Annotated in this window: 15 protein-coding genes, 2 rRNA genes and 2 pseudogenes; 13 read left to right on the top strand and 6 right to left on the bottom strand. The window is 62.7% G+C overall.

Annotation, left to right across the window (positions count from 1 at the left end; translation table 11 throughout):
- The first annotated feature begins 1 nt into the window (after position 1).
- Genes M3A49_RS26980 through xylB form a run of 3 tightly spaced genes read left to right on the top strand, consistent with a single transcriptional unit; the run spans position 2 to position 3,630 of the window.
- On the top strand, positions 2-1,174 hold the full coding sequence (locus tag M3A49_RS26980) for an ABC transporter ATP-binding protein (protein ID WP_266231764.1): 1,173 nt from the start codon (positions 2-4) through the stop codon (positions 1,172-1,174).
- Positions 1,175-1,228: 54 nt separating this feature from the next.
- On the top strand, positions 1,229-2,122 hold the full coding sequence (locus tag M3A49_RS26975; protein WP_266231763.1) for an AraC family transcriptional regulator: 894 nt from the start codon (positions 1,229-1,231) through the stop codon (positions 2,120-2,122).
- Positions 2,123-2,169: 47 nt separating this feature from the next.
- Positions 2,170-3,630, top strand: coding sequence for a xylulokinase (gene xylB / locus M3A49_RS26970; protein WP_266231762.1), 1,461 nt, complete (start codon positions 2,170-2,172; stop codon positions 3,628-3,630).
- A gap of 158 nt (positions 3,631-3,788) precedes the next feature.
- Here the strand turns inward: xylB and M3A49_RS26965 are convergent, their stop codons facing one another.
- Together M3A49_RS26965 and M3A49_RS26960 are read right to left on the bottom strand one after the other, a co-directional pair.
- Complete coding sequence (locus M3A49_RS26965; RefSeq protein ID WP_266231761.1) at positions 3,789-4,937, bottom strand: porin; 1,149 nt, start codon at positions 4,935-4,937, stop codon at positions 3,789-3,791.
- An 81-nt stretch (positions 4,938-5,018) separates the two neighbouring features.
- Positions 5,019-6,377 (bottom strand): MFS transporter, encoded by a 1,359-nt coding sequence (locus M3A49_RS26960; protein WP_266231760.1) that lies wholly within the window; start codon positions 6,375-6,377, stop codon positions 5,019-5,021.
- Positions 6,378-7,246: 869 nt separating this feature from the next.
- Between M3A49_RS26960 and M3A49_RS26955 the strand changes: the two genes are divergently transcribed.
- From M3A49_RS26955 to M3A49_RS26920, 8 genes and pseudogenes are all read left to right on the top strand, one after another.
- Positions 7,247-8,545, top strand: a complete 1,299-nt coding sequence (locus tag M3A49_RS26955; RefSeq protein WP_266231759.1) for a TAXI family TRAP transporter solute-binding subunit — start codon at positions 7,247-7,249, stop codon at positions 8,543-8,545.
- A 72-nt stretch (positions 8,546-8,617) separates the two neighbouring features.
- A pseudogene (locus tag M3A49_RS26950) lies at positions 8,618-8,974 on the top strand (nitric-oxide reductase large subunit); the annotation flags it as partial.
- A 307-nt stretch (positions 8,975-9,281) separates the two neighbouring features.
- The gene (locus M3A49_RS26945; protein ID WP_266231843.1) at positions 9,282-11,048 is read left to right on the top strand and encodes a ribonucleoside triphosphate reductase; all 1,767 of its coding nucleotides are present in this window, start codon (positions 9,282-9,284) and stop codon (positions 11,046-11,048) included.
- A 3-nt stretch (positions 11,049-11,051) separates the two neighbouring features.
- Positions 11,052-11,249, top strand: coding sequence for an anaerobic ribonucleoside-triphosphate reductase (nrdD, locus tag M3A49_RS26940; RefSeq protein ID WP_254357886.1), 198 nt, complete (start codon positions 11,052-11,054; stop codon positions 11,247-11,249).
- Position 11,250: 1 nt separating this feature from the next.
- Positions 11,251-11,985 carry an anaerobic ribonucleoside-triphosphate reductase activating protein gene (locus M3A49_RS26935; protein WP_254357903.1) on the top strand — a complete coding sequence of 245 codons (735 nt, stop codon included), beginning with the start codon at positions 11,251-11,253 and terminating at the stop codon, positions 11,983-11,985.
- Positions 11,986-12,052: 67 nt separating this feature from the next.
- Positions 12,053-12,247 (top strand): annotated as a pseudogene (locus M3A49_RS26930) (ATP-binding cassette domain-containing protein); the annotation flags it as partial.
- Positions 12,248-12,331: 84 nt separating this feature from the next.
- Positions 12,332-12,571 (top strand): Sec-independent protein translocase subunit TatA, encoded by a 240-nt coding sequence (gene tatA, locus M3A49_RS26925; protein WP_266231842.1) that lies wholly within the window; start codon positions 12,332-12,334, stop codon positions 12,569-12,571.
- Between the two features lie 488 nt (positions 12,572-13,059).
- Positions 13,060-14,976 (top strand): AAA family ATPase, encoded by a 1,917-nt coding sequence (locus M3A49_RS26920; protein ID WP_266231758.1) that lies wholly within the window; start codon positions 13,060-13,062, stop codon positions 14,974-14,976.
- A gap of 39 nt (positions 14,977-15,015) precedes the next feature.
- Here the strand turns inward: M3A49_RS26920 and M3A49_RS26915 are convergent, their stop codons facing one another.
- Entirely contained in the window at positions 15,016-19,857 is a 4,842-nt protein-coding gene (locus M3A49_RS26915) for an NAD-glutamate dehydrogenase (RefSeq protein WP_266231757.1), read from the bottom strand.
- A gap of 164 nt (positions 19,858-20,021) precedes the next feature.
- Positions 20,022-20,942, bottom strand: a complete 921-nt coding sequence (gene gcvA / locus M3A49_RS26910) for a transcriptional regulator GcvA (RefSeq protein WP_266231756.1) — start codon at positions 20,940-20,942, stop codon at positions 20,022-20,024.
- A gap of 190 nt (positions 20,943-21,132) precedes the next feature.
- Here gcvA and M3A49_RS26905 point away from each other — a divergent pair, with 190 nt between their 5' ends.
- Together M3A49_RS26905 and M3A49_RS26900 are read left to right on the top strand one after the other, a co-directional pair.
- Positions 21,133-21,837 carry an SDR family oxidoreductase gene (locus tag M3A49_RS26905; RefSeq protein WP_254357882.1) on the top strand — a complete coding sequence of 235 codons (705 nt, stop codon included), beginning with the start codon at positions 21,133-21,135 and terminating at the stop codon, positions 21,835-21,837.
- A 10-nt stretch (positions 21,838-21,847) separates the two neighbouring features.
- A complete protein-coding gene (locus tag M3A49_RS26900) occupies positions 21,848-22,426 on the top strand; it encodes a pyridoxamine 5'-phosphate oxidase family protein (protein ID WP_266231755.1) in 579 nt (192 codons plus the stop codon).
- 95 nt (positions 22,427-22,521) lie between these two features.
- On the opposite strand, the gene rrf is transcribed toward M3A49_RS26900, so the two are convergent.
- Positions 22,522-22,635: ribosomal RNA gene (gene rrf, locus M3A49_RS26895) — 5S ribosomal RNA — on the bottom strand.
- 161 nt (positions 22,636-22,796) lie between these two features.
- Positions 22,797-23,037, bottom strand: a 23S ribosomal RNA gene (locus M3A49_RS26890); the annotation flags it as partial.

Raw genomic sequence — 23,037 nt, 5'->3', positions numbered from 1 at the left:
CATGGCGACTATTGTCTGCGAAGGGCTCATGAAGCAGTACGACGGCGACCAACCGGTATTGCACCCGCTCGACCTGCATATCGACGAAGGCGAGTTCGTCGTGCTGCTGGGACCGTCGGGATGCGGCAAGTCGACGATGCTGCGCATGATCGCCGGGCTGGAGGAGATATCGGGAGGCAGTCTCTCGATTGGCGGCACGGTAGTGAACGACGTACCCGCACGCGAGCGCAATGTCGCGATGGTGTTTCAGAACTACGCGCTTTATCCGCACATGAGTGTGTACGAGAACATCGCGTTCGGCCTGCGGCGCCTCAAAACGCCGAAGGCCGAGATCGACCGCCGCGTGCGCGAAGTGGCCGCCATGCTCAATCTCGACGCGCTGCTCGAGCGCAAGCCGCGCGCCATGTCGGGCGGCCAGCAGCAGCGCGCCGCCATCGCCCGGGCGATGATCAAGACGCCCGCGGTCTTCCTGTTCGACGAACCGTTGTCGAACCTCGACGCCAAGTTGCGCGCCCAGCTGCGCACCGACATCAAACGCTTGCATCAGCGCCTGAAAACGACCACGGTCTACGTGACGCACGACCAGCTCGAGGCGATGACGCTAGCCGACCGCGTCATTCTGATGCGCGGCGGACACATCGAGCAGGAAGGCACGCCGACCGAACTGTACCGGTATCCGCGGACGATTTTTGGTGCGGGCTTCATCGGCACCCCTGCGATGAACTTTCTCGATGCCTCGGTGCAACGCACTGGCGAAAGCGTCATGGTGGCGTCTGCTGCCGGTCACTGGCAACTACGCGAGAAGCGCTTTCAGCACTTGCAGGACGGACAGGCGATCAAGCTGGCGGTCCGCCCAAATTTCGTACGGATTCCCGATGATGTGAAAGCGGACGACGCCCTCGTGCTCGGCGGTGCTGTGGAGCTGGTTGAAGTGTTGGGCGCAGAAGCGCTCATTACCGTTGACTGCTCAGGCGAACGTATCACCGCGCTGGTTCCGGCGAGTACCGTGCCTCACACTGGGGATCACGTCAGGCTCGCGTTGCGCGAACACGATCTGCATGTTTTCGACGTCGCGACCGGGGATAATGTGTCGCTTGGGCCGGCAGACGAGGCAGCGGTTGCGCCCTTACCCGAGCCGCGCCAGCACGCGGCGCCCGGCGTGGGAGTACATTAGCGTGCAAGCACGCGCCCTGGGCGCGAAGTCAGGGTTCCCGTGGAGACGAGAGCAATGAATCCGGATCTCGAATTGGTCCATACCCGTCAGGACGAGTCCTTTCGGGCTTGGGTGCACGACTATCCGCATACGGTTGCGAAATGGCACTTCCACCCGGAGTACGAAGTGCACGTCATTCGTGCCTCATCGGGCAAGTTCTTCGTGGGGGACTACATCGGGGACTTCCATCCTGGCAACATCGTGCTGACGGGCCCGAATCTGCCTCATAACTGGGTGACGGACAGCGACGGCGGCGCGAGCGTGCCGTCTCGCGACCTTGTCCTGCAGTTCTCACGTGATGCAGTCGAGAAGATGGTCGCGGCGTTCGCCGAACTCAGCCCTGCGATGGCGCTGATCGATCAGGCCTCGCGAGGCATCCAGTTTCCGGACGCACTCGGCCTCGCCATTGCCCCTGTGATGCAGGAGGTCTCAGGCGCGCACGGTGCACGCCGCGTCATGCTGCTGATGTCGATCCTCGACCAGCTGATCGCCTGCACCAGCAGGAAACTGCTCGCCGGACCTGCATACAATGTCAGTGCGCAACGCTATATGCCGTCGACCATCAACCAGGTGCTGTCCTATATCCAGCAGAATCTCGCCGGCAATCTGCGTGAAATCGACGTTGCAGAAATGTCGAGTATGAGCGTCAGCACTTTTACGCGCTTCTTCAAACGGCAAACAGGCTGCACGTTTGTGCAGTATCAGAACCGGCTGCGTCTTAACGAAGCCTGCGAACTGCTCATGTGCTCGGATCTCGGCGTGACCGATATCTGTTACCGCGTCGGGTTCAATAACGTATCGAACTTCAACCGGCAGTTTCTCGCGCAAAAAGGGATTCCGCCTTCGAAGTTTCGCGCGTTGCACCGGCTCAACGACGCTCCCTCACACGCCCACAAGGCAGCGGCCTGAGAACTTGCCAGGCGGCGCGCCCGCCTGCTCACTGTCGGGAATCCACTTTGAGTTATCTGGGAATCGACCTCGGCACGTCCGAGGTAAAGGTTGTGCTTACCGATGCCGAATCGAACGTCATCGCCAGCAGCCGGGCCCGGCTACGCGTCGAGAACCCTCACCCCCTGTGGTCGGAGCAGAGTCCCCAGGATTGGTGGAACGCTACGCTCGACGCCATCGCGGCTCTGCGCAGCGAGCAACCTCGCGCGTTCAGGGCGCTGCGCGGGATTGGCCTTTCCGGCCAGATGCATGGTGCGACGCTACTCGATCGCAGCGGCAACGTCCTGCGTCCGGCGATTCTGTGGAATGACACACGCGCGTACGCGGAGTGCGTCGAACTCGAGGCGCTCGTGCCCGATTCGCGCAATATCACCGGGAATCAGGCCATGCCGGGCTTCACGGCGCCCAAGCTGCTCTGGATTTCGAAGTACGAGCCAGCCGTTTTTCGTGCGGTGCAAAAAGTGCTGCTTCCGAAAGATTACATCGCATGGCGTCTGACTGGCGAGTTTACGTCCGATATGTCCGACGCCTCGGGGACGCTATGGCTTGACGTCGCAAAACGCGACTGGTCCGACCGCATGCTCAACGCGACCGGCTTGTCGAGGGAGCACATGCCCCGACTGGTTGAGGGCAGCGAGCCCGCGGCGCAGTTGCGGGGAGAACTTCAGCGCGAGTGGGGCCTCGATGGCAGCGTGACGGTTTGTGGCGGCGCCAGTGACAACGCCGCGAGCGCAGTTGGCATCGGCGTTGCCCGGCCGGGCGATGCGTTTCTCTCGCTGGGGACGTCGGGCGTGCTCTTCGCCGCGACCGCGAGCTATGCACCGAACCCGGCACAGGCGGTCCATGCGTTCTGCCATTGCGTGCCGCGGCATTGGCATCAGATGAGCGTCATCCTCAGCGCAGCGGCGAGCCTGCACTGGCTGTCCGGCTTGCTCAAGAGCAGCGTAGCCGAACTGATCGAGATGGCCCCCTCGGGACAAAGCGCCGCCGCGCCGATTTTCCTTCCCTATTTGAACGGGGAGCGCACGCCACACAACGACGCCGCAGCAAAGGGGGTCTTCTACGGGATGACTTCGGCGCATGGCGCCCAGCATCTCGCATACAGCGTGATGGAAGGCGTCGCGTTTGCGATGGCAGATGGATATGCAGCGCTGCGGGGAGCGGGAACGGCGCTCACCGCAGCCGCATTGATTGGCGGCGGTTCGCGCAGCGCATTCTGGGGAAAACTCTGCGCTTGCACGCTGGGCTTCGAACTCAATCGAAAGGAAGGAAGCGAACTCGGAGCGGCACTTGGAGCAGGTCGCCTCGCTCGTCTCGCGTGCACACGGGAAGAACTCGCTGCAGTGGTCAAAGCGCCCGCCGTCCTTGAACGATACGAGCCTGAGACAGCACTTCGGAGCGTGCTGGGAGACCGGTTCGAACGGTATAGGCGGCTCTATCAGGCGTTGAAATCCGAGTTTCGTGCCTGAACTGCTCCTCCGTTCGCGGGTTCATCGTCATGCTGCTTGTTGGCATCGGCGCTGCGCTGCGCGTGCGCCCGGGCGTGACACTGGCAACGATCACGGCCACGACGCAGGGGCCGCTACCTGCGTCGTCTGGCCATTGAAGTGGCCTTCGCATCAAGGCGTCAGAACATCTGCCGGATACCGGCCATCACACCAAGCTGCGACATGCCCGCGCCCGGCGACGCGCCCGCGCCGCCCTGGCTTATCGTGTAGGCCGCATGTGCGCTATTGGCGAGGTAGCCGCCCTGCAAATAGACCGCCGAGCGCTTTGAGAGCAGGTAGGTGCTGCGCAGCGTCACGAGCGTGCCACGCGCGTTCTGGTCGCTGTTGATCATGCGATAGACGCCGCCGTCGATCAGCCATGCCGGCGTCGCGTACCACGATGCAGTCATGTAGTAGAGGTTCGATTGCACATTCGGCACCGTCGCGGCTGCGGTGTCGACCCGGCGCCCGAGCCAGCCGCCGCCCACCTTCACCGGCCCGAACTGGGCATAGCCGTTCAGCTGGATGCGCGAATCGGTATCGCCCGAGTCCTTCAGCGGTAGTGGTGTTACGCCGTCGAAGAAGTTCGCCGCTGCGCCGGGGCCGCCGCGTTGCTGGTCGTACGCGGCCGCGCCGCCGAAGCCTGCGGGTGCGTCGTAGCGCAGCATCGCCGACCATTGACGGCATGCCCGCGAGTCGCCCGGGATTTGCCCTGCGCAGGTGCCCTGTCCGGGCGAGTTGCCGTTGCCCGCGGCGTCGCGGCCAAACGACCAGGTCGCACCCGCCGTTACGCCGTGCCACTTGCCCTTCCACGCGACGGTATTATCGCTGCGAGCGTTGGGCACGTAGTTGTCGAATGTACCGGTGCCGCCGTAGATGTCCGGGCCGAGCAGATCCGAATCCTGAAGCGCCCAGAACGTCATCGTGTACTGACGCCCGAAGCTCAACACGCCGAATGGTCCCTCCAGGCCGACCCACGCCTGGCGCCCGAAAAGGCGTCCGCCCTGCCCGCTGTCGCCGCCGCGCACGTTAAAGCCGCTTTCGAGCACGAATACCGTGGACAAGCCGCCGCCGAGCGGTTCTGTGCCGCGCAGGCCCCAGCGCGATGGCATCTCGCCCGTGATGCCGGGCATGCGCACAAGGCTGTCGCCCTCGCGATTTGCATGCGTCACATATTCGATGCCGGTGTCGATGATGCCGTAGAGCGTCACACTGCCCTGGGCATGGGCCGCACTGCTCGCGGCCATGCCGAATGACGCCGCGCAGGTCGCGGCGATGATCTTTTTCATTGAACGATCTCCAGTCGTATCGACGTCGCTCGTGCGTTCGTCGTTTTATTGGTGTTATTTCCCGCGGCGCGTGCGCCGCGTTCATTCCCCGCTCAGCAGCAATTCGTCTTGCGGCGCCAGGTTCGCCTGCCTCCGCCAGCGTCCTAGTGCCGTCATCGCGATGCCCGCAACGACTGCAGGCACGCCGACGATCATGAAGACCGATGGCAACGTCAGCCCCGTCGAGAGCATCGCGCCGCCCGCGACCGAGCCGACGACCGAGCCAAGCCGGCCAATGCCGTTGGCCCAACTCACGCCAGTTGCGCGGCAATCGGTCGGATAGAACGCCGCTGAGAACGCATTGGCGCCGACCTGCGAGCCTGATACGCAAAAGCCGGCGAGGAAGACAGCAATCGCCGCGAGCCAGGGCGTCGCCGTGAGTGAGCCGATGGCGGCCGTGAACACGCCGGCCGCCGCGTAGCTTGCACCGAGCACATAGCAGGGGTTGAGCCGGTCCATGAGCCAGCCGAGCACGATCGCGCCGAGCGTGCCGCCAACCTGGAACATCGCCGTGACGAGCGCCGCCGTGCGCAGCGAGGCGCCGGTCGTACGCAGCAGCGTTGGCAGCCAGCTCGACAGCAGGTAGATCACCAGCAGGCTCATGAAGAAGGCGAGCCACATGAGCAGCGTGCCGCGCAGCAGTTCGGGACGGAACAGGTGACCCACCGGCGACCCGCTCGCTTTCGCGCCGGACGTCGTGAACGTCGCGCCTGCGAGGTCGGCATCGGGGGCGATGCGCGCGAGCGTGCGTTCGATGCGCTCGCGATGTTCGCCGCGGCTTGCGAGATAGCGCACCGATTCCGGCAGCCGCCACGCGAGAATCGGCACGAGTGCGATCGGCACGATGCCGCCCACGAACAGCACCGAGCGCCAGCCGTAATGCTCGATGAGCGCGGCGGCTGCGAATCCGCCGAGCGCGGATCCGATCGTAAAGCCGCAGAACATCGTCGTGACGAGAAACGAGCGGCGTGGCGACGGGCAGAATTCCGAAGTGAGCGTGATCGCGTTCGGCATGGCGCCGCCAAGGCCGAGGCCGGTCAGAAAGCGCAGCGCGATCAGCACGCCGAGCGACGGCGCGAACGCCGAAATCAGACTCGCCAGCCCGAATGCGCACACGCAAACGAGCAATAACCGCTTGCGCCCCACCCTGTCGCCAAACGGACCGAACGCGAGCGCACCGACCATCAGCCCCGCCAGCCCCGCGCCGAACAATGGCGCGAGCTGCGCGGGCTGCAGTTGCCACTGCACGTGCAGCACGGGAGCGATGAAGCCGATCGCGGCGGTATCGAAGCCATCGATGGCAACGATCAGGAAGCATAGCGAGACGATCAGCGTCTGAAACCGCGAGACGCGATGCCGGTCGATAAAGGCCGTCACGTCGACGGTGCGTGAGATTGCCATGGTTGTCTCCTCAGATTGCGGTTGCGCGTCATGCGTACCGCTTCAGGCACTACGTTGCGAGCTGGCTGGGGCGGTACGTCGAGGCCAGGCGGCGCCTGTTGGCGCGCATGCCCATCCCGCGCGATGCGCGCTGCAGGCGCGCCGCGTCGGGGTTTCTCGGGAATTGGGGGCCTTGCCAGGCTGTGCGCGCTACGCGCAGCGCTGAAAGGTCTTGGGACGCGCGCCGGTTTATCGCGCTGGGCAGTGTGCGCCGTGGCGAACGCGCGCAGCAACATGCCGACGGTCCGGACGATGATTCGGGGACTGCGCCAGTCTGGCCGGACGGCCGGCGCGCGGTGTGTCCGCAAGCGCCAGTTGCCGCTTGCGCAGCGTTGTTGCTGACATCGTTGTCTCCTGTCTTTTTCAGCCTTTGGCGTAGCGCCCTGGCTCTATGGGTCGATGTGACGGAGCCAATTAAACGCAATGGAGGTATGTCAAGTAAAATGACGAATTCATATCCTCCATATGTTTTTTTATATATCTGAATCTGGAAGACGTTGCGCGGACGCATCGGCTGTTCGCGTGGCCGTTCCTGTCTTACGGTTGAACCGAATATTAGTCTGCACTACGACATATATCTTTGATCTGCGATTACCCACCACTAGACAGGAAGGGTACGCCGGCAAGCCTGCCAGCGAACGATGCGTCCTAAATGCGACGGTGGATTTCCTCTCCGTGGCATACTCACTACGAGCGGCGACGGCAGTATGGTCAGCATAACGATCACAGCGGATCACAATGCACCGCGACCCTTGCTGCGATAAATCCTGTAGACGTGGATAACGATGCCCCGACACAATCCGGCACTGCATCGCAGCCAGAAAACACCCATGACCAGGGGGAGGCAGCGCCTCCTGATCGTCGGCGTAACCTTTCTGTTGGCTGCGTTTGGCTGGGTGGTGGCGATCGTGGTCGCACCTGCGTTCCAGCGCACCATCGTCATGACCAGCGGCGCGGACAACGGCATCTATCGTGGCTTTGCGGATCGCTATGCGCCCATCCTGAAGCGCGCGGGCATCAAGCTCGATATCCGCAGTTCTTCCGGCGCGGTGGAGAATTACGAGCGGTTGAGAGACCCGAACAGCGCCTACGAGGTCGGTTTCATCCAGTCGGGTACCACCAGCCCGAAGGAGACCGACGGCCTGCAGACAATCGCTGCCGTGTCGTACGAACCGATCTGGGTGTTCTATCGCGGCGACCCGACCGTCGACCGGCTGTCGCAACTCCGTGGCAAGAGAATTTCGACGGGCGTGCCCGGCAGCGGCCTGCTCAACGTTGCACAGGTATTGCTCGGCTACAGCGGCATCACGAGCCAGAACTCCACCCTGCTGCAAATGGATGCACCGGCAGCTTATCAAGGGCTCGAAAGCGGCCAGATCGACGCGGCTTTCTTCATCGGCAGGCCCGACGCCGAGATGCAGAAGACCCTGCTGAACAGCAATCTCAAACTGATGAGTTTCGCCCAGGCAGACGCGCTGGTTCAGAAGTTCCCGTCGCTTTCAAAGATCGTCTTGCCGCGCGCGTCGACGAGTGTCGCCGACGATCTGCCGCGCACCGACGTCACGCTGCTCGCGGCAACGGCGCTGCTGGTATCGAAAGACACACTGCATCCGGCGCTCGTCTATCTGCTGCTCGACGCGGCTCACGCTGTTCACGGTGGCGAAGATTACTTCACGCCGCTCGGCACGTTCCCCAACCTGAAGACGGAAGAATTCCCGATCTCCGACGAAAGCGTCCGCTACTTCAAGTCCGGCCAGCCGTTCCTGTACCGCTATCTGCCGTTCTGGCTCGCGAGCGTGATCGAACGACGGCTGTTGATCCTCGTGCCGTTCGCGGCGCTCCTGATTGGCTTGCTTCAGGCATTGCCGCGCCTGCTCGAAGCGAGGATGAAAAAGCGCCTCGTGGTTTGGTACCGCGAAATCAAGGCACTCGAAGACGAAGTGTGGAGCAACAGCGAGCCGAACCGCTCGCAGATCGCGCAATGGAGCGAAGAAATCGAAAACATCGACGCGAACGCGAGCCGGATACGCATTCCGTACCGCTATTTTCAGGATGTCTACGCGCTCAAGCAGGCGATCGGCGTCGTGCGGGAACGGATAGCCCACGTTGCGCAGCGAACGAAGGAATAGCGGCGCGGCAGCGTCGGCTTCGCAGCCGACACCCCACTATCGCGCGGCTGCAGAAGACGAATAGATCGCCGGCTGTTCTGTCTGCGTGGCATGTCGTCGCGCGAGGCCTGGGACGATTCACTGCTCAAGATGGCGTTCTGGATGCTCAACATCGGCCTCTTCATGATGGTGTTCATCTCGATCCTGCCTTCGGGCATCCACCAGGCATGGGCCAGCGTGAGCAAGGGACTCTGGTATGCGCGCTCGCCGGAAGTCATTCGTTCGTCGCTGATGCAAACGCTGGTGTGGCTGCGTGTGCCCGGTGACGTGGTGTTCGCGGCAGGCGTGCTGTATCTCTGCTGGTTCGCCGCGCGGCTGCTGTTGCGCCGTCCCGAAGCGGCCGTTCCCGTCGAAGCCAAAACGACACACAAGGCGGTTCAGCGCGTTTGATCGCCGCACTGACAAGCCGGCCACGATCGGTGGCCGGCCTCTCTCCCTCGAACATCGCCAATCGCCATCGACGCGTGCGCGTAATCGCCGCGTCGTGTCCCGCGTGACACGTCCAATGCGTGGTCTCCGTGGCGCACGTCTGCCTGCCATCGAGCACGAACCCGGCGAAATTAGCACGGATCAAGTCCCGACAAACTCGCCGTCGAGCGTCGTTGACACGAACTACATGTAGTTAATAAGATCGCCTCACCAACAATATCTAGTATTCAAAGGAGGGTTCATCGTGCCCCTTGCGCTTCCCGCCTCGATTGCCGATCGCGACCCCGCGCCGTCAGGCGCGCCGGGCAAAACCCAGCAAGACAAGCCGTTGATCGAGGTCCGCTCTTCGATCGACGAGTATCTCGAGCAACAGGACTGGCGCGTCAACGCCAACGCCAATCAGGGCTATTCGCTCGGTGGCCTGATCCTGAACGTCTCGGGCAAGGTCATTGCCAACTACTGGCTCAGTCATGTGTACCCGGCGGCGGTTGGCCAGGCTCACCGCAATGCGGATCTGCATATTCACGACCTGGACATGCTCTCGGGATATTGCGCAGGCTGGTCGCTGCGCACGCTCCTGAACGAAGGTCTGAACGGCGTACCGGGAAAAGTCGAGGCCTCGCCGCCGAAGCATATGTCGAGCGCCATTGGTCAGATCGTCAATTTTCTCGGCACGCTGCAAAACGAATGGGCGGGCGCGCAGGCTTTCAGTTCGTTCGACACGTACATGGCCCCTTTCGTGCGCCACGACAATCTGTCTTATCCGGAGGTTCGCCAATACATTCAGGAATTGATCTACAACCTCAATGTGCCTTCGCGCTGGGGTACGCAAACGCCCTTTACGAACCTCACATTCGACTGGGTTTGCCCTGAAGATCTCCGCGAGCAGGTGCCGCTGATCGGCGGACGCGAAATGTCCTTCACATACGGTGATCTGCAGGCCGAGATGGACATGATCAATCAGGCGTATATCGAAGTCATGATGGCCGGAGACGCAAAAGGCCGCGCCTTCACCTTTCCGATCCCAACCTACAACATCACGCCCGATTTCGACTGGCACAGCCCGAATGCCGACCGCCTGTTCGAAATGACCGCGCGCTACGGGCTGCCCTATTTCCAGAACTTCATCAATTCCGAACTCAAGCCGAACATGATCCGCTCCATGTGCTGCCGGCTGCAGCTGGATCTGCGCGAGCTGCTCAAACGCGGCAACGGCTTGTTCGGTTCCGCCGAACAGACCGGGTCCCTTGGCGTCGTCACCCTCAACTGCGCACGCCTGGGCCACGTCCATGCCGGCGACGAGACGGGGCTGCTCCGGCGCCTCGACGAGCTGCTAGCACTCGGCAAGACGAGCCTCGAGATCAAGCGCGAAGTCATCCAGCATCGCATGGACAACGGGCTCTTCCCATACACGCGGCGGTACCTCGGCACGCTGCGCAACCACTTCTCCACGCTGGGCGTGAACGGCATCAACGAAATGATCCGCAATTTTACGTCCGACGAGCACGACATCACCAGCGAATGGGGACATGCCATGGCGGTCCGCGTGCTGGACCACGTGCGCGCGCGAATGCTCGAGTATCAGGAGGAAACCGGCCACATGTACAACCTCGAAGCCACGCCGGCCGAAGGAACGACGTACCGCTTCGCCAAGGAAGATCGCAAACGCTTTCCGGGCATTTTGCAGGCCGGCACGCCGGATATGCCTTATTACACGAACTCGTCGCAGTTGCCCGTTGGCTTCACCGACGATCCGTTCGAAGCGCTCGAGCGCCAGGACGATCTACAGCGCAAATACACGGGCGGTACGGTATTGCACCTGTATATGACCGAGCCGCTTTCGTCGGCTAACGCGTGCCGCACACTGGTTCAACGCGCGCTGAATCGATTCTCGCTGCCCTATATCACCGTCACGCCCATGTTCTCGATTTGCCCGAAGCACGGCTACCTGGGAGGCAGCCACAAGTTTTGCCCACGTTGCGACGAAGAAATCCTTCAACGCAAGCTTTCTCAACTCGAACCCGCTGAGGTCTGAACCATGAGCACCGTACTCTCTCAATCTGTGAAGGCAAAGCACGCTGGCGTCACGCTGTCCGACGAAGAACGCCAGCCCTGCGAGATCTGGACCCGCGTCATGGGTTATCACCGTCCGGTCTCTTCGTTCAACACCGGCAAGAAGGGCGAATTCCACGAGCGCAAATATTTCAGCGAACGCGAGGCACGGCTTGCCCACTGAAATGAAATCGTGCGGGCCGGACTTCGGCCCGCAAGCGCCCCGCACACTCCGAGTGGGCGGGGTAGTTCCTTTCACCGCAACCGATTATCCAGGCCAGATCGCCGCGGTCGTATTCGTGCAGGGATGCCCGTGGCGTTGCGCGTATTGCCATAATCCGCATTTGCAGCCGCGCACCCGCAATGGTGCGCTCGAGTGGCAAGCCGTTCTGAACCTGTTGATGCGCCGCGTGGGCTTGCTCGACGCCGTGGTCTTTAGCGGGGGCGAGCCTACAGGCGATCCCGCGCTCGGGCAGGCCATTCGCGATGTGAGAACGCTAGGTTTCAAGGTTGGTTTGCATACTGCCGGCACGCATCCGCGACGTCTCGGGGAAGTCTTGCCGCTGGTAGATTGGGTTGGACTGGACGTCAAGGCGGCGTTTGGCGACTATGCGAGCGTCACCCGCGTACCCTCTAGTGGCAAACATGCACGGGCCAGTCTCGAGGTCGTGCTGGCCAGCGGCGTGCAATACGAATGCCGCACCACTTTGCATCCCGGGCTGCTGCCAGAAGGCGAAGTCCTGAAACTCGCGCAGACACTCGCGGCAATGAACATCACGAACTACGCGCTGCAGGTCTTCCGCACTCAGGGTTGCCACGATGACGGCTTGAATGCCGTATCGATGGCAGGCTATCCCGATCACGAACTCGTCGGCAGGATAGCCGCGCTGTTTCCCGCATTCACGTTGCGACGCGGATGAAAGGTACGTGCGGACGCAAAGCGGCCAGGCTCATCGTGTCGTTGTGTGGATCGCACCGAGCGCCACTATGGGGACGGTCACGGGCGCCGGGCTCGTGGCCATCGTCGGCTTCAACGGCGCGGGCAAGACGACACTGCTCTCGCTTCTCGCCACGCTCGCTACGCCTTGCAGCGGGCGCATTTTCGTCGACGATATCGACGCCGTTGCTATGCCGGATCAGGTCCGCTCGAGAATCGGTGTCGTGTTTCAGGAGTCGCGGCGTGTCTGTTCGCTGCGGGCTGGCTCGTCGTGCGCCACATCAGTCGGCGCGACGCATAGCAACCTTGATGAATTAAAGGAGATTTCCATGGGCGAATTCCGTGTCTGGCACTGGCTTGTCGTCTTGCTGATCGTCGCGATGGTGTTCGGCACGAAGAGGCTGCGCCATATCGGCGGCGATCTGGGCGGTGCCGTCAAGGGTTTCAAGGAAGGTATGCGGGAAGTCGAGGCGCCGCCGGCACTCGCTCAGGATGCCGAACTACCGTCACCCACCCTTGTCGATGTCAACGCTGCGGAGAAAGCATGTCACACGCAGGAGCAACGATGAAACGCGGCGCAAAGTGGCGGGAACGACTCTGGCGCCCTCGAGAGCGTGCAACATGAGCCCCGTACGCGGACGCTTTCACGCGGCCATCGATCTGCTGCGCAAATCCAACCCACACCTGCGGGAATTTACGTTCGATTTTCTGCGCGCGCGGAGGATACGGGAAGGCCTGCCCATTACCTTTGATTCTGTCTGCGGCATGGTCTGGCCCTCTCGGGAAAACCACCCAAACCGGCGTACATTGCTGGTCGCGCCCCCTAAGAGACCGCGCAACCTCGCTAAATCACCGGATTAAAAGGTATTTATCCGCCAATCCCTTTTTTCGCGGACCGCCCAACGCAGGCATAATTCGAAAGGAGCAGCGCAATTAAAAGGGTCGTTTTCGTATTCCTGACTATCCATGGACTACGCAAGGCGAGACGTTCGAGCGCCTCCAGTCCCACGATAGATTATCTGGCGCCGTCACGGCGGCGCCGGACAGGAATGGATTCATGAAACCGGCAAGGAATTCGCGGTGGTCACGCTTTGGCCGATACGTGGCGTTGAGTGTATGCGCGGCCGCGCTCGCGGCGACGGCTGGCTTTTTCTACTGGCGGCATGAAGCGAATCTTGCGCAGTCCCAGCCGGCTGCGCTTACGGGTGTCGCCAGCGAAATGCGGCATGACGCGTCGCCATGGACGAAGCGCGAGAAAGACGCCTCGGAATTGCTGCGCGATATTCGCGACCGCGATGTCGCCGCAATCGGCGTGAGCCGCGAAGCGATTCTCGTCTCGACGATCAAGGGCGAAAAGTATTATGTGGCCGATCATAATGGCGCGTTCGCGAACGCCCTGCTGCTCGGCGATCTGAAGCCGGGCGCAACGCCGCCCTGGCAACTCGTCTGGTTGCCGCACGCCGATGTGCGCATCGGCGCCGAGCGTTGGACAGAAGCCCTCGACCACCTGCGCGACGCGCTCAGTCTGCTGCTCCCCGTGCTGATGCTAGGCGGCCTGCTGTGGTTCATGCGCCGGGAAATGGGCGGCGGCGCGCAACTGCTCGGCGAATCGCCTACTTTGCGCTTCGACGACGTGATCGGCGCGGGCGAAGCGAAAGCCGCGCTCGCCGACGTGCGCGCGTGGCTCACCGAGCCGGCGCAGTTCACGAGCATGGGCGTGCGTGCGCCATGCGGCGTGCTGATGACGGGTGGCCCGGGCGTCGGCAAGACGCGCCTCGCGCAGGCGCTTGCAGGCGAATGCGGTGCGAATTTCATCGCCATCACGGGCAGCTATTTCAGCGCGAAGTATTACGGTGTGGGCATTCAGAAGGTCAAGCGCCTGTTCGAGCTTGCGCGCAAGAACGCGCCCACGGTCATCTTCATCGACGAGGCGGACGGTCTCGGCAAGCGCACCGACACGGGCGGCGGCCCGGTCGAGGCGGAAAGCAACCGCATCATCAACCAGTTGCTCGCGGAGATGGACGGGTTCGAGTCGAACGAAGGCGTGATCATCGTCGCCGCGACCAACCACCCGGACAATCTCGACGAAGCGCTGCGCCGCCCCGGCCGTTTCGACCGCACGGTGCAGGTGCGTCTGCCCGACCTGGAGGATCGCGCGGAAATTCTGCGCTTCTATGCCGGCAATCTGAAGACGAAAGTCGACGACCTCGATTTCAACCAGCTCGCGCGCCTGACCACGGGCCTTTCGCCGGCCACGCTCTCGATGATCGTGAATCAGGCGGGTCTCGTTGCGCGCAAGGCCGGTAAGCAGGAAGTGGCCGCGGTGCATTTTCTCGAGGCGATCAAGATTGCGCGCATTGGCGACGTCAATGGCGCGGAGCGCGCGCTTTCGGATGACGAACGCACGCGCATTGCGATCCATGAAGCGGGACATGGCCTCGTCGCCGCCCTCCTCGGCACCGGCGTGCTCGAAGAAGTGACGATTTTGCCGCGTGGCGGCGCGTTGGGCGTGGCGCTGATCACGAAAATGCAGGACAAGTACCTGTATCGCGAGACGGAACTGCGCAACGAGATCCAGGTGCTGCTGGGCGGGCGCAATTCGGAACTGCTCATGTTCAGCGAAGCATCGAGCGGCGCGGCGCAGGATTTGCAGGAGGCCTCGCGCATCAGCCTCGACATGGTGTCGAAGCACGGCTTCAACGCGGATGGCAACCTGTTCAGCCTCGCGGCGCTGCCGCAGCAGGTCGCGGGCTTGCAGTTGAAGACCGCGATCGGGCACGCGAATGGGCTGCTGCACGAACTCAACGACGCGTGCTTCGCGTTGCTGCGTGCGAACGAGCCAGTGCTGCGCGCGATCGCCGATCAGTTGCTCGAGTCGGAGACGGTGGCCGGCGAGACGGTCTACCGTCTGATTCGCGAGCATGCGGCGGCCGTGACGAGCACGCAGGCGGTGACCGAAGCGGCCGCCGCGTGAGCCGCTTGCACCGCCGTCATCGTTCAGGTCTTCAAGCCCTCAAGCCCTTTCGAGCGCCGCCATCGCCCTCACGATCACGAGCAGCACGGAAAGACTCACGCCGCTCGAGGCACGCAGTTCCGTCAGCAACTGCCCATAGCGCGCCAGCGCAGCCTCGTGCTGAGCGCACCACGCGTCCACCAGCGTTTGTGCGTCCGCGGCATCGGCGCCTTGTGCAAGCACGTTCGTGGTGAGCGCGCGCTTGAGGTGCGCCACCTCGGCGAGCGCCGCCGCGCGCGCCATGGTGTCCCAATGCGTCGGCGTGGGCAGCGTCGCAGCACGCTCGCCAATCCAGCTGTAATTGAGCCGCGTGCCCAAGGCGAAGTACGCTGCCGCAACGCGCTCCAGCGGGCGGTCGCACGCCGCCGCCACATCGGCGATGTCGAGCAGTGCTACCGAAATATCTCCGCTCGCCACGCGCAGCGCGAGCGCGTTCTCGACGCCCGCCTTCACGAGCTCGCCCTGGCGTGCCGAAAGCGCTTCGAGATCCGCTTCGGGCAACAGCGTCGGCAATTGCGGCGCGAGGCGCTGCGCGGCGTCGCGGCAGCGCGCCAGCAGTGTGCTCACGCTATCGTTATCCACCGCGCCCGCCTGCAGATGCCGCAGGAACCATAGCGCCGCGCGTTCGAGCAGCCGCGCGATGTCGACGAACATGCGCGCCTGCACGTCGTCGGGCACGCGATTGTCGAGCCCGTCGATGGCGCGCCAGATGTCATTGAGGCCGAACACGTCGCGCGCCATGATGCACGCGCGCACGATTTCGCCGGGTTGCGCGTCGGTTTCCTCCATCAAACGGTGCACGAATGCGCAGCCCACGCGGTTCACGAGCGCGTTCGTCAGATGCGTCGCCAGAATTTCGCGCCGCAGCGGATGCCGCTGCATGGGTTCGCTAAAGCGCTGCTGCAGCGGCTGCGGGAAGTAGTCGATCAGCAAGTCCGCGACGAGCGGGTCTTCCGGCACGGATGAGTCGAGCAACGCGTCGTAGAGCCACATCTTGCTGTAAGCGAGCAGCACGGCGCGCTCTGGCGACGTAAGCCCGAGTTTCGCCACCTGGCGTTCGGCGATTTCGTCGTCGGTCGGCAGGAATTCGATATGGCGGTTCAGACGTCCCGCGCGTTCGAGCCAGCGCATGAGGCGCGATTCGACGTCGAGCAGTTCGACGGCGTATCGGCCCGCGATCGAAAGCGCCTGGGTCTGGTAGTAGTTGTCGCTCAGCACCAGCAGGCCGACTTCGTCGGTCATCTCCGCGAGCAAGGTGTTGCGCTGTTTCGTCGTCATCTCACCGTCGGCCACCACGAGTCCGAGCAGGATCTTGATGTTCACTTCGTGATCCGAACAATCTACGCCGGCTGAGTTGTCGATCGCATCCGTGTTGATGTGGCCGCCGTGCTGCGCAAACTCGATGCGCCCGAACTGGGTGACGCCGAGGTTGCCGCCCTCGCCCACGACCTTGCAGCGCAGTTCCGAGCCGTTCACGCGCACCGCGTCGTTGGCGCGGTCGCCGACCTGCGCGTTGGTTTCGCGCGCGGCTTTCACATAGGTGCCAATGCCGCCGTTGTAGAGCAGATCGACATTCGCCAGCAGGATCGCGCGAATCAACTCGGTTGGCGAAAGCGCTGCCGCCTCGATGCCGAGTGACGTGCGCACCGCGGCCGAAAGCGGGATCGTCTTCATGGTGCGCGCGAACACGCCGCCTCCCGCCGATATCGTGGCCGGATCGTAGTCGGCCCAGCTCGAGCGTTCGAGCGCGAAGAGCCGGGTGCGCTCCGCGAGACTCACGGCCGCATCGGGATTGGGGTCGAGGAAAATATGGCGGTGATCGAAGGCTGCAACGAGCTTGATATGCGGCGAGAGCAGCATGCCGTTGCCGAACACGTCGCCCGACATGTCGCCAACGCCGACCACGGTGAAATCCGTGGCCTGCGTATCCACGCCCATTTCGCGGAAATGCCGCTTGACCGATTCCCACGCGCCGCGCGCCGTGATCGCCATCTTCTTGTGGTCGTAGCCCACGGAGCCGCCCGAGGCGAAAGCATCGTCGAGCCAGAAGCCGTATTCGGCGGATATCGCGTTCGCGTAGTCGGAGAACGTGGCGGTGCCCTTGTCGGCGGCCACGACGAGGTACGGGTCGTCGGGGTCGTGGCGCACGACATCGGGCGGCGGCACGATCGCATTGTTCACGAGATTGTCGGTGAGATCGAGCAGGCCGCGCAGGAAGGTCTGATAGCACGCCACGCCCTCGCGCATCCATGCTTCGCGGTCGCTCGCCGGCGGCGGATTCTTCACGACAAAACCGCCCTTCGATCCCACCGGCACGATCACGACGTTCTTCACCATCTGGGCTTTCATCAGACCCAGCACTTCGGTGCGGAAGTCTTCGCGGCGATCCGACCAGCGCAGGCCGCCGCGCGCGACACGTCCGCCGCGTAAATGCACGCCCTCCACGCGCGGCGAATAGACCCAGATCTCGAACATCGGCTTGGGTTCGGGCAGGCCAGGCACTTTCGACGGATCGAATTTGAACGAGAGCGAGGGCCGCTCTGCGCCATTGGTTTCGCGGCGGAAATAGTTCGTGCGCACCGTCGCATTGATCACGCCGAGAAACTGCCGCAGGATACGGTCTTCGTCGAGATTCGGCACCTGGTCGAGCGCACTTTCAATGGCCTTGAGCATGAGCGCCGTGCGCTCTTCCCGTGCCTGTGAATCGCGTGGATCGAACCGGAGTACGAATAGTTCGACGAACTGCCGGGCGATTGCGGGATTGCCGGTTAGCGCACGCTCGATATAGGCGTCGCTGAATGTCGAGCCCACCTGGCGAAGATACTTTGCATAGGCGCGCAGGATCGTCACTTCGCGCGCGCTCAGATAGGCGCGCAGCACGAGCCGGTTGAAATCGTCGTTTTCGATGCGTGCGTTCCAGACGCTTTCGAATGCGTCTTCGAATAGCCCCTTCACACGTTCGATGTCGAATTCGGCGTCGTCCGCGAGTTCGAGGCCGAAATCGTGGACCCAGGCAGGCGCGCAAGAAGGCGCCTCGATCACATAGGGTCGCTCTTCATCCACGCGCACACCGAGATGTTCCAGCATGGGCAGGCTGCGCGAGAGTGCAATCGCTTCGCCCGCGCAATAGACCTTGAAGCGGAACGTACGCGGCCCCGCCTCGATGGGCCGGTACAGATTCATCGCGATGCGCTGCGTTCCCTGCACGCGCTCGATCAGCTCGATGTCGCGTACCGCCGTGCGCGCCGGATAGTCGTCGCGATAGCCCGGTGGAAACGAATCGGCATAGCGATGCAACAGACTCGTGCCCTGCTCTTCGCCGAATGCGTCGAGCAGCGCATCCGCCAGATCGTCCTGCCAGCGGCGCGTGACCTGCACAAGCCTCGCTTCCAGTTCGTGCGTGTCGACTTCGGGCATCGTGCCGGGCTCGGCGTGCACGACGAAATGAATCCGCGCGATCGCCGACTCCGAAAGCAGCGGCGTGAACTCCACGGAAACGCCGTTGAAGGCGTCCACAAGCAGGTTTGCAATCCGCCGCCGCAGATCGGTGTTGTACTTGTCACGCGAGACATACACGAGGCATGAAACGAAGCGGTTGAAGCGGTCGCGCCGCACGAATAGCCGCGTACGCTGGTGTTCCTGCAAGCGCAGCACACCGAGTGCGATGTCGAAAAGCTCGTCTTCGCTCGCTTGCAGCAGCTCGTCGCGCGGATAGGTTTCCAGCACCGTCACCAGCGATTTGCCGAGATGGCCTTTCGGCAGAAACCCCGCGCGCCGCACGATATTCGCGCATTTGCGCCGCACGATCGGGATTTCGGCGGTGGAGACCATATAGGCGGTCGAGGTGTAGAGGCCCACGAAGCGGCGCTCGCCGCACACCTTGCCATCCGCGCCGACCAGCTTTACCCCGACATAGTCGAGATAGCCGGGCCGGTGCACCGTGGCGCGCGAGTTCGCTTTCGTCACGAAAATGGGCCACGCGCCGCTGATGATGTCTACGGCCGCGGGCGGCAACGGCGTGATGTCGGGCGTGCCCGGCGCGCGCAGCGATTCGCGCAGAATGCCGAGGCCCGAGCCTTCCACGCCGCGCAGGGCGTAGCCGCCGTCATGCGCAACCAGCGCGTAATCGCGCTGGCCGAGGAAGGTGAAATGGTCGGCCACCATCCATTCGAGGAACGCGCGAGCTTCGATGTCCTCTGCGCTCGTTTCGCGCGCTTTCATCGTCTTGATGGTGGTGCGCGCGGCCTCGAGCAGGTTCGGCCAATCTTCCACGGACGACCGCACGTCCCCAAGCACCTTGGCGATGTCGCTGCGCAGTTCGTCGAGCTTTGCTGCGTCGCCGCAGCGGTCCACCTCGAAGTGGATGAACGAGGCGAGCTGCGATTGCCCGTCGCCGGCGCTAGCGCCGCCCTCGTCCACACGCTCGATCGTGCCGTCCTTGCCGCGCCAGATCCGGAATACAGGGTGCAGCGCGGAATGCAGGGCGAGGCCCAGACGGTTGACGGCCATGGAAACCGAATCGACGAGAAACGGCATGTCGTCGTTCACGATTTCGATGACCGTATGGTCCGAATGCCAACCGTGCTGTTCGAGGATCGGGTTGTAGACCTGCATGCGCTCGCTGCCCGGCACGAAGCGCTGCGCGGTTCGCCAGTGCGCCATGGCGGCGCCGTATAGGTCGGCGATGCCGCGGCTGCGCAGATCTTCGGCGTCAGCGAAATCGTAGTAGTGCCGCAGGAATGGCTCGACGATCTGGAATGTCGGCTCGGGCAAGCGCGCCCGCGCAAATTCCATGACGTCGGAGAGCAGATGGGCGACGAATTCTTCGTTCCTCGCTAGCATGACGAACTCCTTGGCGGATAGTCATCGACTGCATCGGCGGTTCAGTCATTATGCACCGGCAAGGTGATCGAACGATGAATGCGTGCGCACGCGCTGCCTCGCGGTGAGGCGCTGCGCTGCAATGCGGATGGTGGCGCAGAACTTGCTGGCTGCGAACGGCAGCTTCAACGCGCTGATGGCGCCGCTTTCAATGCGGAGTTGAACTGGGCGAGCAGCCAGGTCCGAAGCTTCTGGCTCGTCTCCCACCGGACGCTGCTCTGCGGGAGGACGACGTAATAACCTAGCGACAATGACAACGAGAAATCGAACAGGCGTCGCAGCCTTCCGGCCGCGATATCGCGCTCGACGAGATGCTCACTCGTGAGCGCAATGCCGTGCCCCGCAATGGCGGCATCGATGGCGAGCGACGATTGACTGAAGTGCGGCCCTTTCAGCCCGCCCAGTGCGCTTGTGCAGCCCAGAGCGTTGAAAAACTCCGGCCACAGATCATGAGAATCGTGGAGCAGCACATAGTTTTCCAGGTCCGAGATCGTGCGCACCGGCTGATCGGGCTTGAGCAGTTGCGGGCTGGCTACGGCGAACACCTGTAGCGGAAATAGCAGGTCGCTGACGAGACCTTTCGCGAACGGTGGCTTGCCGAGCCGCACCGCGATATCCACGCCGTCGGACCTGAAGTTGCACAGCGCCGCATCAGCAATGATCCGGACGTCGATTTCCGGGTGTTGCTCTCCAAATTCTGCCAGCCTGGGTATCAGCCATTTCGAAGCGAATGACGGCGTCGTGCTGATCGTAAGGGAGGTCGAGCGCAGGTTCAGTGCCGCGGTCGCGTCGGCGACGATCGTGAGCGCCCGCTGAACGGCAGCGAAGTAAGTCTGCCCCTCGGTCGTGAGAGCGAGACCCCGCGGCCCCCTCGCGAAAAGGGGCAAATTCAGGGCGTCCTCCAGCACCCGCACCTGTTGCGCGACGGCGCCTTGCGTGACGCCGAGTTCCGCGGACGCAAGGCGGAAATTGAGGTGCCGGGCGGATGCGTCGAACGCGCGGAGCGCATTCAGCGGCGGCAGGTGGCGTGGCTTCAATGAATGCATCAACGGGTAAATTGGCTAGTGGAAAACCGGCGATCAGCCCGCAGTGATCCGGCAACGAGCCAGCAGAAATTTTATTGTCAGACTATAAGAATCATCGTTCGACAATCAAGTCATAACGCCATACAGTTTCTACACGAAACCCATGTAGCGCAGCGCTGATGCGCTAAGTCTAATTCGAGGAGGGAGCACCATGGCAGTAGAAAAAGTAGCACTCGTCACGGCGGCCGGCAAGGGTATGGGCGCGGCGATCGCGCGCGAACTGGCAGCCAGCGGCTACCGTCTGGCCTTGATGTCACCCTCCGGCAGCGCGGCCGAACTCGCGAGAGAGCTTGGCGGATTCGGCTTTACGGGCTCGGTAACCGAACCGGACTGTATCGACCGGTTCGTTCGCGAAACGCTCGAAAAGTTTGGCCGCATCGACGCTGTGGTGAACAACACGGGTCATCCGCCGAAGGGCGACCTGCTTTCCATCGCAGACGAACAGTGGCACCTCGGGCTCGATCTCGTCGTGCTCAACGTCGCTCGCGTGCTGCGTTGCGTGACGCCTGCGTTTCTCGAGCAAGGCGGCGGCGCGGTGGTGAATATTTCGAGCTTTGCCGCCGATGCGCCTGAGCAGACCATGCCTGTTTCTTCTGCGCTGCGCGCCGCGTTGAGTTCGTTCACGCGCCTTTATGCCGATCGCTACGCGAAGGACAATATTCGAATCAACTCCGTGCTGCCGGGGTTTATCGACAGCTGGCCCGAAACGCCTGAAATCGTCGCCCGCATTCCGGTTGGCCGCTTCGGGAAGACACAGGAGATCGCACAAACGGTCGCGTTCCTGTTGTCGGATGCCGCGGGGTACATCACGGGGCAAAACATCCGTGTCGATGGCGGCATCGTGCGTGCTCTGTAACGCGGCGAATATGGATCAGATCGTCGATGAGGTCTGGGCACGCCTGCACGCGGGCGCCAGTGCGGGAAAGGAGCACTCGCCCTTCACGATGCTGCAGGTCGCGACGATCGCGCTAGACGGCGCGCCTGCCGTGCGGACCGTCGTGTTGCGCCGTGCCTCTCGCGAGCAGCGTTCAGTCATGTTTCATACCGACGTGCGGTCTACGAAGGTGGCCGAATTGAGGCGCGACCCGCGCATATCGCTCGTTGGCTGTGATCTCGACGGCGGGATCCAGATAAGGCTGGACGGCGTTGCGAGAATCGTCGAGACGCCCCCGGAAACGAGGGCGGTCTGGAGCTCGAGCAGACCTCGGACGTTGATCGTGTATCGCACGCCGCTTGCACCTGCGACACCGGTTGCGTCACCTGTTGAGGCGCATGCAGCGACGCACGCCGGCGATCCCGACTCATCAGCGGGATTCGAAAACTTTTGCCTGATTGATGTCACCGTATCGAGAATTGACTACCTCGATTTGAACCCCACAGGACATAGGCGGGCCAGTCTGGTGTTTGAGGAAGGGAAATGGCGCGGCACCTGGCTGGCGCCTTGAATTGGCGAGCTGCTTTTTATTTTTCTCACGCCCAAACGCCAGAACCCCGGTGCTCTTTCGGAGCTACCGGGGTTCTGGACGTTACAGCATAAGGAGCCTGACGATTACCTACTTTCACACGGGCAATCCGCACTATCATCGGCGTGGAGCTGTTTCACGGTCCTGTTCGGGATGGGAAGGGGTGGGACCAGCTCGCTATGGTCATCAGGCATGACGGGTTGCTGCGTCGCAGGGTTCTGCGCCACAGCCAATCGGGAAGAAGCGTAAAGAGGTGTTGCTCAATTGGGGTTGTGTTGTTTCCGGCACAACACGTGATTCTCTCAACCTGTGCGTCCTGCTCACCCACGCGGGGCGGAGGCACACCTGTTATAGGATCAAGCCTTACGGGCAATTAGTATCAGTTAGCTTAACGCATTACTGCGCTTCCACACCTGACCTATCAACGTCCTGGTCTCGAACGACCCTTCAAGGGGCTCGAAGCCCCGGGGATATCTCATCTCAAGGCGAGTTTCCCGCTTAGATGCTTTCAGCGGTTATCTCTTCCGAACATAGCTACCCGGCGATGCCACTGGCGTGACAACCGGTACACCAGAGGTTCGTCCACTCCGGTC

The organism is Paraburkholderia sp. CNPSo 3076 (genome assembly GCF_026343935.1).
GTDB classification, from domain to species: domain Bacteria; phylum Pseudomonadota; class Gammaproteobacteria; order Burkholderiales; family Burkholderiaceae; genus Paraburkholderia; species Paraburkholderia nodosa.
This window is presented reverse-complemented; position numbering and strand designations above follow the sequence as displayed.

Coding starts and splice junctions, on each gene's coding strand:
- M3A49_RS26915 (WP_266231757.1), bottom strand. CDS start 19,857: ATGCTAGCGAGGAACGAAGAATTCGTCGCCCATCTGCTCTCCGACGTC.
- M3A49_RS26975 (WP_266231763.1), top strand. CDS start 1,229: ATGAATCCGGATCTCGAATTGGTCCATACCCGTCAGGACGAGTCCTTT.
- M3A49_RS26920 (WP_266231758.1), top strand. CDS start 13,060: ATGAAACCGGCAAGGAATTCGCGGTGGTCACGCTTTGGCCGATACGTG.
- nrdD (WP_254357886.1), top strand. CDS start 11,052: ATGAGCACCGTACTCTCTCAATCTGTGAAGGCAAAGCACGCTGGCGTC.
- M3A49_RS26980 (WP_266231764.1), top strand. CDS start 2: ATGGCGACTATTGTCTGCGAAGGGCTCATGAAGCAGTACGACGGCGAC.
- gcvA (WP_266231756.1), bottom strand. CDS start 20,942: ATGCATTCATTGAAGCCACGCCACCTGCCGCCGCTGAATGCGCTCCGC.
- M3A49_RS26965 (WP_266231761.1), bottom strand. CDS start 4,937: ATGAAAAAGATCATCGCCGCGACCTGCGCGGCGTCATTCGGCATGGCC.
- M3A49_RS26900 (WP_266231755.1), top strand. CDS start 21,848: ATGGATCAGATCGTCGATGAGGTCTGGGCACGCCTGCACGCGGGCGCC.
- tatA (WP_266231842.1), top strand. CDS start 12,332: ATGGGCGAATTCCGTGTCTGGCACTGGCTTGTCGTCTTGCTGATCGTC.
- M3A49_RS26955 (WP_266231759.1), top strand. CDS start 7,247: ATGACCAGGGGGAGGCAGCGCCTCCTGATCGTCGGCGTAACCTTTCTG.
- M3A49_RS26960 (WP_266231760.1), bottom strand. CDS start 6,377: ATGGCAATCTCACGCACCGTCGACGTGACGGCCTTTATCGACCGGCAT.
- M3A49_RS26905 (WP_254357882.1), top strand. CDS start 21,133: ATGGCAGTAGAAAAAGTAGCACTCGTCACGGCGGCCGGCAAGGGTATG.
- M3A49_RS26935 (WP_254357903.1), top strand. CDS start 11,251: ATGAAATCGTGCGGGCCGGACTTCGGCCCGCAAGCGCCCCGCACACTC.